This is a genomic window from Tessaracoccus sp. MC1627, from assembly GCF_014164725.1.
In the GTDB taxonomy this organism is placed as follows: Bacteria; Actinomycetota; Actinomycetes; order Propionibacteriales; family Propionibacteriaceae; genus Arachnia.
This window is the reverse complement of sequence record NZ_JACJGA010000009.1, coordinates 99,289-107,899: the sequence shown is the minus strand read 5'-3', so window position 1 is coordinate 107,899 and position 8,611 is coordinate 99,289. Positions and strand designations below refer to the sequence as shown.

Here is an 8,611-nt window from a genome sequence, read left to right as displayed (position 1 = left end):
CAGCAAGGTCCGATGCCCCTTCACACCCTCACACCAGAAACCCGGCACCACCAGCCAGAACCGCACGGGCACAGTCGAAAACCCGTCACGCAGCACACAGGCTCTCATCGGTCGGTGGATCGAGGCTTAGTCCCTTGCTCAGGGTCGGCTCCTCCAGCACTGCATGTTCACATGGAGGACTGACCCGAAGGCACTCTAGGGTTCTGTCATGGAAACACGGTCGACGTCGACGGTTGCAGAGCAAGCCAAGAAACTGGTCCCCTTGGGCGTTGTGGGCGCCTCTTGTGGCGTTGCGGCGATCGCTACCTGGGTGGTCAGGACGCTGCTTCAGGGTGGACCAGGCTGGGCTCTGACGGACGCCGTCCTGCACGCCGTCTTCTGGATCTTGCTCGCTGGTGCGGCGGTGTTCAGCGCCGGCATCCTCGGATTCTGGCCAGGACCAGTGGCCAGAACACATCGCCGTGGCCTTGTTCTGGGCGGGCTGTTGGGGTTCCTTGCCGTGATCGGGACCGCCGTCCCGAACTGGTTCGTCTTCACCACGGCCCCCACACTTTCGCAGCCGTTGCAGTTCCTGTCGTTGATCTGGGGCGGGACTCTCGATTTCGTTGCACTGGTGGGCTCCTTTCTGATCGCTGTGTCTGTCATCGGGCTACTGACCCGCGGCGGTTCAGCTCCAGGGGATCACTGACCTCCTGGGTCACGAGTTCAGGCAACGACCCCCCGCTCGACCCTCCCCGAAGCCTTCCTGGCGCCGCCGTCCATTGTCGCGCCGAGCGCGATAGGCGGTTGCCACATGCCAAGTGCGGAGTTGCTCGTGCAAACGCACTGATCTGCCGCCCTCAGTGCGCTGCGATTGGATTCGCACTGTAGGTAGGGGGCTTGGCGGCGCAGAATCTGGCCATGACCAGTCCTGACCCTGTGCTGTTTCCTGTGCTCATCGACGCGCCACTGATCCGCTCGTCAGGGCGGTGGCCGCGTACTTGGCTCGGTACCGTGGGCAGACCCGAGTCCATACTGAGTCGGACCTTCGCGCGTATCTGGTGTGGTGCTGCGAGCGGGTGCTGGAGCCGTTGGAGGCTAGTCGGGCGCAGATCGAGTTGTATGTGCGCTGGATGCAGGAAGTGCGACACTTCCAGCCCTCGACCGTGAGCCGTCGGGTCACGGTGATGGCAGGCTTCTATCGCACCTGCGTTATCGACCAAGTCCTCGCGGCCTCGCCTGCTGACTACGTCAGGCGCCCCAACGTGCCGCCGGAGTCCCCGACTCTGGGACTTTCGCACCTTCAGTTCGAGGCCATGCTCAGCGCCTCACGGCTGTCGGCTAACGTCAACGACTTCGCCTTGGTGGTGATGCTGGGACTGCTCGGACTCCGGATCTTCGAAGCATGCGGTGCCAACATCCAAGACCTCGGTGAGGAGCATGGTCACCGCGTGCTGAAGGTTCACGGCAAGGGTGGCAAGGTTCGTCGCGGGACGAGCGGAGGGGCCGATTCTGCTCAACCGTCGCGGCTCTCAGATCGCCGCCCGACACGCAGGCCCCAGAACCACCATGCGCTACGACCGCGCCCGCAAGAACCTCGACAGGCATCCCAACTACATCCTCGCCGCCTACATGGCCTCCGGCACCTGACATGCCACGAACCCGGTTCGTACTACATTGTCCGACGCAAGGTACACTGGGCGACGTGGGAGAGGAACTCAACTGGGACGACGAGTCCGCGGCGTACATCCGAAATCGCGGCGACCGTTACCCCGGCGGGGGTGGCGTCGAACCGAACTGGGCGCAGGAGGTGATGGATGACCCCGACCTCGCAGCGTTCGAACCGGACCCGAAGTCACGGATGGGTGCTTCTCGATTCATCGGCTACTCCACGGCTGCCGGCAGAGTGCTGGTGGTCATCGCGTTCCGAGACGCTGATGGAGATCTGCACGGGATCAATGCGTGGCCGGCAACCGGTGCCGATCTGAGGTTCTATCGAGAGGGAACTAGACATGGCAAAGACAATTGACCCTGCGCTGGCGGCTCGGCTGCGAGATGACTCTGAGAGAACCCGCGAGAACGACTACCCGGAGGGGGCGCGACCGTCCCGCCCGAACCGGACGAAGGTGTACTCGATCCGGCTCAGCGAAGACGAGCAGGCCCGGGTGCAGCAGGCCGCCGATGCCCAGCACCTTCCACCGTCGACCCTGGTGCGTTCCTGGATCCTCGACCGACTCAACCAGGACAAGACCGCCTGAAGCCATCCGGATCTGCCGCGCCGCGGACAATAGCCTCCGGCTGATCGCGGCCACATCATCTGTCACGGCCAGGGTGGGCGCGCCGAGAAGCGTGAGATCGAGAGCTGGCTCGGCATCAGGTGGCTCGCGCGTGTGGGCGAACTGGGACTATTGCGGAATGACACAGAATGCGACATCGGCGGCGCAGATCTGCATCTTCTGCGCCATTGCGGCCCGTCAGGACGAGGCCAGCGTGGTGTACGAGGACGAGAGCGTCGTGGCCTTCATGGACCGCTACCCCGTCACGCGTGGCCACCTTCTCGTCGTGCCCCGCCAGCACGTGGTGGGCCTCGAAGACCTCGACGGACTCACGAGTGCTCACATCTGGTCCGTGGGCCATGAGATCGCCCGAGCTCTGCGACGCTCAAGCCTGGGCTGTGAGGGGATCAATGTCCTCGTCTGTGACGGCGAAGCCGCGTTCCAATCGGTCTTCCACTTCCACCTTCACATCATTCCCCGGTACACGGGCGACGGCTGGACCATCAATCCCGAGACGCAGGAACGCGAGCGGCCACTCCTCGACAACGACGCGCAAGAAATCAAGCACGCCATGACGTCTACAAACCACTGGTGACTTGCGCTCATGCCGCGGTGACGGTGCACAACTTCACTCCTCGGCTGCCAAGGCCACGACGGTCCACGGAACTTGCTTTGGCGCCTCAGTGTAGGGCCGAGTGAGCATCCATCTCAGGACGGATCGCGCCGCGGCATAGTTCGGGATCAGGCTCTTGCTGTTCGTCCTGACGCCGAGTGCCGTGTGTACCTCGTCGGCGTATCCGTGGCAGTGCCAAGAGTGAAAGTGGAGGTACTCCTCTGCGCCGACGACTTCGTAACCCAGGATCTTCGCCTCGCGTGTCAGCGGCCTACCTTGGCGGAGAAGGTTGAACCACGGCGAGTGTTCAGCGTCCCACTGGGCCATCAGTTCCTCTGCATCGTGAGGATGCATGGCCACCGTGACGATCGTGGGCAGCTGGCCGGCTGTTCCGGCCGCCGCTTGCTTCGCATCGTCGGGGTCCTGGAACCAGGGACCCAGCCATGGTTCTGGCCTGGGAACGTCGTCCTCCTGCAGGCAGGAACTGATCGTCAACATGCGTGCAGGGAGCGTCTGGCCAAGAAGCTTGGGAGTCGGTATCTCACGGACTGGCACCCAGCCAGCCACGATGAGCTCATCACGTGTCACGGTACCGAGCATGGCTCAAGAAGCTGCCAAGCACACTCACTCCCACGCGCGTGGCGAGATGTTGGCACAGTCTCTGATGCACGGTGTCGCGGAAACGGTGGCGCCCGACGCTGGCGAGTGCGTCGCTATGGTTTTGGCCATCGGAGAAGGTGCCATGCCCAGACGGCCCACACCGGCGCCGCGGAAATGAGAGCGATACCGATGCCCACGATCCAGGGCCACATCATCAGTGACTGCGAATCAGGGAGGTCTCGGGCTGCCATGGCGCTCACCTGCCCATCTGGTCGCGTGAGAACAACGACGTCAAAGGGAGTCGTGTACGGGTCGCCGCACATTGCCCACGGGATGGGGGCCAGACCAAGTACGGGTCCAATGGTCGGGTAGATCAGCGTGACGAGCTCTGGAGCTTCGGGGATGGTGACGCGGACGGCCAACTCAGCGCCCCTCCCGTACCTCGCTCCGCATGCAACGGCTGAGGAGGTGTGTCCGGCCTGGGAAAGCTCAGCGGCGGTCAGGTACGCCTGCCGTTCGGCCAGGCCCCAGGGAATGACCACGACCACGCCGACGAGGAGGCAGCTGATCGGCCAACTGAGCAGGTCTCGCCCGTGGCCGAGGAGAAACAGCCTCAACCACGCCCCAAACCTCACATGTCGCGGCTGCCCCGGCTCGCCAAGCAAGGCGTGTCTCGGCGAACCTCGCCGCCGGCTCGCCATCACAGGCCTCGTGCCATTACCCACACTCAGGCAGTATTCCAGGGGAGCAGGGCCTAGCGTGGAGCCACCCGGCGAAGATGGTTGTCACTTGCGAAACCACGCGCAACTCCGGCCCACACGCGATGAACAACTACCGGATCTGCCGCGTCTGGAGCGGATGGCTCTTCCGCGGTGGCGCGTGCTCATTCCAGGCCGAAGTAGCCGGGGTCGGCGAGGAACCGCTGGTACAGCGCCACGGTCATCAGGTCTTTCCAGGCACGGGTGTGGAGTCCGTCGTCGTCTAGTTCGACGATCCGGGCGCCTGGGGTGGCGGTGAGGATCGGGGAGTGGGTGGCCATCAGCACCTGGATGCCGTCGTCGCGCAGTTCCGCCAGGAGGTTGGCCAGTTTGATCTGGGTCATGAACGAGAGCCCGGCCTCGGGCTCGTCGAGCACCAGGAACCCGCCCCTGCGGGACAGGTGTACCAGCTTGGTGTCGAGGAGCTCGGTGAACGCCTGGCCGTGCGAGCGCTCGTGGTAGCGACCGTCGGCTCCCGGGTTCTGCTCGAGGAAAGTGAGCAGTCCGTGCATGGTCTCGGCGCGCAGGAAGTATCCCCAGCGGGAACGGGACAGGCCGCGCACCAGTCGGATCCGTTCGTGCAGCGGCGACTCGGTGGGGCGCTCCGAGGGCCTTAGGTGTGTGCTGCCGCCCTCGGGGCTCAGGCCGTATGCCATGGCGATTGCTTCGATGATGGTTGACTTCCCGACCCCGTTCTCTCCGACCAGGATCGTCAGCTCGGACAGCTCCAGTCCGTCGCGCAGCAGTTGCCTGACTGCGCCCATGGTGAATGGCCAGCCGTGATCATCCTCCCCGGGGTCACCGACCACCTCGCGGACGGGCAATGAACTGAAAGCGGTCACAGTCTCAGGCTAGAGCGCGACCGTGACACCTCTGCGAAGTGGTGATACCGAACGCGCGGATCTGCCGCAGGCTTCGCGGTCGAACGTGCCGAGAAGCAGGCCTGCGCGACTCGGATCACGCACGAGCGTTCGCCGCACTGTCATGCGTGGCTGACGGGCCCGGCGCTAGAGACACACCGTGACGCCGGGGGTAGCAGGCAGAAGCCAGCCACTCAACACATCAGCGGGAGAATGTGGTCCTTGATAAGCGTTCTCGATGCAGGTGTGTCGGAAACCCTGGTCAAGGTTTGGCGGTACGACGACGGAAGCGTGACGGGTGCTGATCGAAAGTCGCGCACCCAATCCACACCGACCCGGTGTCCGTCGGTTGCAGGCTCTGTCACGACTCCGATGGCTTTGACGAGCATCGTGGTGAAGTCGTTGTTCATCTGCTTCGCGACGAGCACGTCGCCGGGCTCCATGAGGTCGAGGTTCGGGGCCTGCTTTCGGTAGCTCGGGTCCGATTCCATGTCGTGCCAGCCCAAGACCCACTCACCCGCTTCGATCCAGTCGTCGAGCATCTCCCGCGCTCCGTGGCCATGCCAACCCCCGTGGATCGTCCCCACCATGAAGTAGGTGGTCATGCGGCATCACCTCGACGTTCTCGCAGGTCTCTGTGGAGAGTAGATGTTACCGGCCGCAAACGGGGGTTGCGGGCAGGTTGGGAAACGTCCGGAACTGCCGCAGCCAGCGCGTTCGATCCTGCCGAGATGAGCTAGTTGTTCTCCTGCTTATGTCTTCGGCCCGGCCAAGCACCTCAGCAGCGTCCCTGTTGCGGGCGTTCACCTGCTCAGCTAGCGCTGTAGTAGTCGCACTGAGCGGTGAGAGGGCAGTCGCCGCACCTGGGGGTGCGCGCGACGCAGACCTTCATGCCGTGCTGGATCAGCCACTCGTGGGCATGCTGGCGGTAGCACACGGGGGTGGCCTCGGTGAGTGGGTCGACGGTCTGCTCCGCGGACAAGCTGGCGTCGACGAGGCCGAGGCGTTGCACGAGGCGCTTGACGTGGGTGTCGACGGCGATGGTGGGTGCGGCATGCAGGGTGTTCATCAGAATGTCGGTGCACTTGCGGCCGATGCCGGGAAGCGCCATCAGCTCCTCGCGGGTCGCGGGGACCTCACCGCCGTGTTCGTCGAGGATCTGTCGGGCCATCGCCTTCAAAGTCTTGGTCTTGCGGTTGTAGTGCGCGACCGAGCGGATCGTCTCGCGCAGGTCGTCGTCGTCCATCGCGGCCAGCCCGGCGAACGAGTCAACCTTCTTGTAAAGGGCGACGGCGGCCTTGATGCAGCGCGGCGAGCTGGTCATGGTCGACAGCGCGACCGACACGGTGCTGCGGAACGAGTTGTCGGACAGCCCGTTCGTCATCCACTCGTCGTCGGACTCGGCGTAGATGGGATAGGTCCCGGACAAGATCTCGTAGATCTTCTCGACGGTGCCGGGCTGTTTCACGAGGGCCTCCAAGCTGGAAGAGGTTGGGATGCCCGCTCGAGGCAAAACATGGGAGCCGTATCGAGGGATGTCGACACCGCTTTTTGGTGTGCCTCTGGACACTACCCGGCTGGGGCAGGGCTCCACCAGCCGGCTCGCGTGCGAGGCCGGGCGTGGAGAAGCACTGGATCCCAGGGTCCGCGGAGGCGGGACGCCAGTGCCGCCTCCCACGCTCAGGAGGCAGACCAGTGGGTGCCACTGTGGGCACGGTTCCGCGCCCTCGGCTTCGGCACCTGGCGGTGGCGTGTGGCCCTGTCCGCGGAGGCGTGCCCCGATGCTCGGATGTTCCGTGAAGGCGCGACGCGTTGTTTGGTGCGTCCCATGGCAGTCGGCGGCGACTATTCGGCAGGTCTGATGTCGTAGTCGGTACCAGACCTACCGCTTGGTCCCTTCGCCGGTGAGACCAGGGGCCGTCCCGCTTGCTGAGGTGCCGCGGAGCGGCCCGGAAGCCCCACGAACGTGACATCGTCAACCCGCGTTTCCGAGGCTCGTGTCTGCGCTCCTCGACCTCAGGCAACGGAAAGTGGCCTGGGTCAGGCGATCCTGCGCCTCACAGCCAGCGAGCCGTTCGAGCTAGCATGCCGGGCATGCCTGGAAAGTAGATCTTCGCTCGACAGCTCACACCTCGACGTGCATGGCAACGGTGTGACGGCCGCCCGCCGGGATCGACACCGCGTCTCCCTGCACGCAGCCGTACTCAACGCAGACGAACTCGGACCACTGGTCGCCGGAGACCTGCGAGCCGCCGGGGCCTGGGTTCCAGACGATCACGTTGGACGCTCCGTCGGCTGAGAGCCGCATGCTGCCCGCCGGGTCACTGAGCGTCACCGCCGGCGCGCCGACATACACGCGATCCACGTGCCGCCCCAGCGCGATCGGCGCATGTTCTGAGGTGGGCCTGGCGTCGGCCGCGAAGTCCCGGAACGGCACCCCCTCCAGCCCTTCAACCGAGGCGCGCCGGGCGTCGACGGCGAAGTACGGGTGCAGTGCCACATCCACCACCACGTCGCGCGTCGGGCTGGAGACCTCCAGGGCGGCTGTGAGCCTGTGGCGGTCCATGTGGACGTCCAGCCGGTAGCCGAGGTCCGGAGGATAGAGCTCCGCGCCCGGCAGGTGCTCGATCGCCGCGGGCTCCACCGTGAGGACAGCGCGGGCGCCGTCGTCGCTCTGCTCCAGCAGATCCAGCACCCAAGGCGCGCGGGCGACGAGCCCATGCGGGTAGGGCACGGGGAACTCGCCCCGGCCGGTGCCGAACCACGGCGCGCACACAGGGATGCCGCCGTGCCACATCCACCCGATCTGTGGCTGCGCCTCCTCTGCCATCCACAGCACCTCGCCTCGGCCCGACGGTGCCCACGACAGCACGCAGCCGCCCACCGTTGTGAGGCTCCCGCGTCCCCACGCCCCGTGCACCTGGTGGATGGTCATGCCGGCCACGCTACCCTCGCGGGACCCGCCCGTGAGCCCATACGATGTGGCTCATGCCGACGATCCGTCCCGCCCAGCCCCGAGACCTGCCGGCCATCACCGACATCTACAACGAGGCCGGCGTCGGGACCACCGCCTCCTACGCACTCGATCCCGTCAGCCTCGACGACCGCCGCGCCTGGTGGGAGCGCCTGACCGCCTCCGGATATCCGGTGTTGGTCCTGGAGGACGGCGACGAGGTGGTCGGGTATGCCAGCTATGCGCAGTTCCGCCCGCTGGCCGGCTACGCCCACACGGTCGAGCACAGCGTCTACATCCGTTCGGGCCGTCGCGCCGCGGGGGCCGGCCGGATGCTGATGCTGGCCCTGATCGACTACGCCCGTGGGCGGGGGGTGCACGTCATGGTGGGCGTGGTCGATGGCGCCAATGAGGAGTCCCTCACGTTCCACCGCAAGCTCGGGTTCACCGAGTCGGGGCGACTGCCGCAGGTGGGCCGCAAGTTCGACCGCTGGCTGGACGTGGTCTTCGTCACCTTGGTGCTCGGCGAGGCGCACCCCTGAGCCTCCCGTGGATGCGCAGGGGCCCCGTTA

At 65.5% G+C, this 8,611-nt stretch carries 11 protein-coding genes; 6 read left to right on the top strand and 5 right to left on the bottom strand.

Translation table 11 applies throughout. The features are described 5' to 3' along the window. The first annotated feature begins 208 nt into the window (after positions 1–208). From H5399_RS16365 to H5399_RS16345, 5 genes are all read left to right on the top strand, one after another. A complete protein-coding gene (locus H5399_RS16365) occupies positions 209–688 on the top strand; it encodes a hypothetical protein (protein ID WP_182784579.1) in 480 nt (159 codons plus the stop codon). A gap of 764 nt (positions 689–1,452) precedes the next feature. Then, positions 1,453–1,629 carry a hypothetical protein gene (locus tag H5399_RS17665; protein WP_220491076.1) on the top strand — a complete coding sequence of 59 codons (177 nt, stop codon included), beginning with the start codon at positions 1,453–1,455 and terminating at the stop codon, positions 1,627–1,629. Between the two features lie 55 nt (positions 1,630–1,684). After that, positions 1,685–2,008, top strand: coding sequence for a hypothetical protein (locus H5399_RS16355; protein WP_182784577.1), 324 nt, complete (start codon positions 1,685–1,687; stop codon positions 2,006–2,008). Continuing rightward, positions 1,992–2,237: a CopG family transcriptional regulator gene (locus H5399_RS16350; RefSeq protein WP_182784575.1), complete on the top strand. Its 246-nt coding sequence runs from the start codon at positions 1,992–1,994 to the stop codon at positions 2,235–2,237. Before H5399_RS16355 ends, H5399_RS16350 begins: the two co-directional genes overlap by 17 nt. A 157-nt stretch (positions 2,238–2,394) precedes the next feature. Next, on the top strand, positions 2,395–2,850 hold the full coding sequence (locus H5399_RS16345; protein WP_182784573.1) for an HIT family protein: 456 nt from the start codon (positions 2,395–2,397) through the stop codon (positions 2,848–2,850). 33 nt (positions 2,851–2,883) lie between these two features. Here H5399_RS16345 and H5399_RS16340 read toward each other — a convergent pair whose 3' ends face one another. The 5 genes from H5399_RS16340 to H5399_RS16320 form a co-directional block, all read right to left on the bottom strand. Then, the gene (locus tag H5399_RS16340; protein WP_182784571.1) at positions 2,884–3,456 is read right to left on the bottom strand and encodes a hypothetical protein; all 573 of its coding nucleotides are present in this window, start codon (positions 3,454–3,456) and stop codon (positions 2,884–2,886) included. Between the two features lie 895 nt (positions 3,457–4,351). Next, complete coding sequence (locus tag H5399_RS16335) at positions 4,352–5,068, bottom strand: AAA family ATPase (RefSeq protein ID WP_182784569.1); 717 nt, start codon at positions 5,066–5,068, stop codon at positions 4,352–4,354. Between the two features lie 212 nt (positions 5,069–5,280). Beyond that, entirely contained in the window at positions 5,281–5,691 is a 411-nt protein-coding gene (locus tag H5399_RS16330) for a hypothetical protein (RefSeq protein WP_182784567.1), read from the bottom strand. Positions 5,692–5,897: 206 nt separating this feature from the next. Then, a complete protein-coding gene (gene nth, locus H5399_RS16325; RefSeq protein ID WP_220491075.1) occupies positions 5,898–6,554 on the bottom strand; it encodes an endonuclease III in 657 nt (218 codons plus the stop codon). Between the two features lie 657 nt (positions 6,555–7,211). Beyond that, positions 7,212–8,021 carry a hypothetical protein gene (locus H5399_RS16320; protein WP_182784565.1) on the bottom strand — a complete coding sequence of 270 codons (810 nt, stop codon included), beginning with the start codon at positions 8,019–8,021 and terminating at the stop codon, positions 7,212–7,214. A 53-nt stretch (positions 8,022–8,074) separates the two neighbouring features. Here H5399_RS16320 and H5399_RS16315 point away from each other — a divergent pair, with 53 nt between their 5' ends. Continuing rightward, positions 8,075–8,581 carry a GNAT family N-acetyltransferase gene (locus H5399_RS16315; protein WP_220491074.1) on the top strand — a complete coding sequence of 169 codons (507 nt, stop codon included), beginning with the start codon at positions 8,075–8,077 and terminating at the stop codon, positions 8,579–8,581. Positions 8,582–8,611: the final 30 nt, after the last annotated feature.

What these genes read in the sequence shown, in the direction of transcription:
- H5399_RS16350 (WP_182784575.1), top strand. Translation starts at nt 1,992, where the DNA reads ATGGCAAAGACAATTGACCCTGCGCTGGCGGCTCGGCTGCGAGATGAC.
- H5399_RS16330 (WP_182784567.1), bottom strand. Translation starts at nt 5,691, where the DNA reads ATGACCACCTACTTCATGGTGGGGACGATCCACGGGGGTTGGCATGGC.
- H5399_RS16345 (WP_182784573.1), top strand. Translation starts at nt 2,395, where the DNA reads ATGACACAGAATGCGACATCGGCGGCGCAGATCTGCATCTTCTGCGCC.
- H5399_RS16320 (WP_182784565.1), bottom strand. Translation starts at nt 8,021, where the DNA reads ATGACCATCCACCAGGTGCACGGGGCGTGGGGACGCGGGAGCCTCACA.
- H5399_RS16315 (WP_220491074.1), top strand. Translation starts at nt 8,075, where the DNA reads ATGCCGACGATCCGTCCCGCCCAGCCCCGAGACCTGCCGGCCATCACC.
- H5399_RS16365 (WP_182784579.1), top strand. Translation starts at nt 209, where the DNA reads ATGGAAACACGGTCGACGTCGACGGTTGCAGAGCAAGCCAAGAAACTG.